The sequence below is a fragment of the Portibacter marinus genome (genome assembly GCF_021533195.1).
GTDB classification, from domain to species: Bacteria; Bacteroidota; Bacteroidia; order Chitinophagales; family Saprospiraceae; genus Portibacter; species Portibacter marinus.
This window is the reverse complement of the sequence record NZ_JAJNKB010000056.1, coordinates 1-1,366: the sequence shown is the minus strand read 5'-3', so window position 1 is coordinate 1,366 and position 1,366 is coordinate 1. Positions and strand designations below refer to the sequence as shown.

Below are 1,366 nucleotides of genomic sequence, written 5' to 3'. Positions count from 1 at the left end.
AAACATTCAACAATACCAGTAATGAGTCCAAAAGAATTCTTAGCCAAGAGAAAATCCGAGAGATAACAGGCCATGAAGAATGAAGAACTTCCTATCGTCGTTCCTCATCTTATGGCTGAACCGTTAGTTGCAATTCAATGATTTCTATATTCACAATATTGTGGTCAAAAGAAGCGTCCTTAATGCATGATAAACAAAGGACTTCTCATTTCTTTTTTCGCCATTATATTCCTGGTCAACATTGACGGACAAATTCACTTTGAAACAAGTCTCGATATTAATATTGGCTGGGATGATAGGATATATCATGAATATTACTCAAAAATTGAGAACGAAAATGAATCAGTCAATTCAGCAACCCTTGTTAAGCTTGATAATATACAGTTACAAGATTACGAGAATGTTATCTTAAATTTCATTGTAAACAAACTAATTGACGGTACACTAATAGCACAAAAAGGCAAAGGCGGTGACACCTTAAGTCAAACTTTAGTTCATAAAACACTTTATTGGAAATGCTACTATAACCCTGATCATTTTGATACTATAAGAAGAATTGATTTTGACTCGATGATTAATATCCAAATTCATCAAGAATGGCATGTAGATACTTCAACTTTTACAATCCAAAACAAAATTAATGGACTTTCTGTTTTTACACCTAGTGATACTAGTGCAAAGAACGAAGTATATATTCCATTCAATAATAATTTCAACTCAATAAATCTGAATGATCCATCTATTGCATATGCGAGGGCTTTGAACACTAGACACAGTTGGGAAGAATTCCCTAAAGAATTAGTGTCAAAAATCATTAGTTATAGAAATGGGAAAAGAAGTAAAATAAATTTCTCAAATAATCCTCTGAACAACATCAGCATACAAGTTAGCAATTTAGACAGTTTATTAACCGAAATGGATTTGCCTATAATGGAATTAAGTGAAACAATAAGCCAATATTCCCAAGGATTAGGAATATCCCAATATCTTTATCTAGATCTAAAAACGAAAACCATAAATACCACACTCAACGCAATAGCGCCTTTGTTTGCCCAAACTAACTATGAAGGTGTATTTATGTTCTATGGTGCTTTATTCTGGTATTTAATGCACTAAAAATAAAGATTTTAGAGATGGATTATAAGAATTATGGATAACTAATTCTAAATTCGGAACTGCAACTAACATGCCGCGATGACTCCATTTCTCGTTCCTCGAAACGGAGCATGCGGCTGAACCGTTAGCAGTAAAAAATAAAAACAATGAAAACACTATTGATTAAGATACTTACAATTTTATTTTTCAGTTACAATGTAAATTCTCAAAACGCTTCTAAATGGTATAAAACATATCCTCTGATAGATAT

1 protein-coding gene is annotated in these 1,366 nt (G+C 32.2%); it reads left to right on the top strand.

Going from position 1 to position 1,366, the window contains the following annotated elements; genetic code table 11:
- Nucleotides 1–186: 186 nt before the first annotated feature.
- The gene (locus tag L2567_RS20895) at nucleotides 187–1,116 is read left to right on the top strand and encodes a hypothetical protein (protein WP_235299812.1); all 930 of its coding nucleotides are present in this window, start codon (nucleotides 187–189) and stop codon (nucleotides 1,114–1,116) included.
- The last annotated feature ends 250 nt before the right edge of the window (nucleotides 1,117–1,366 follow it).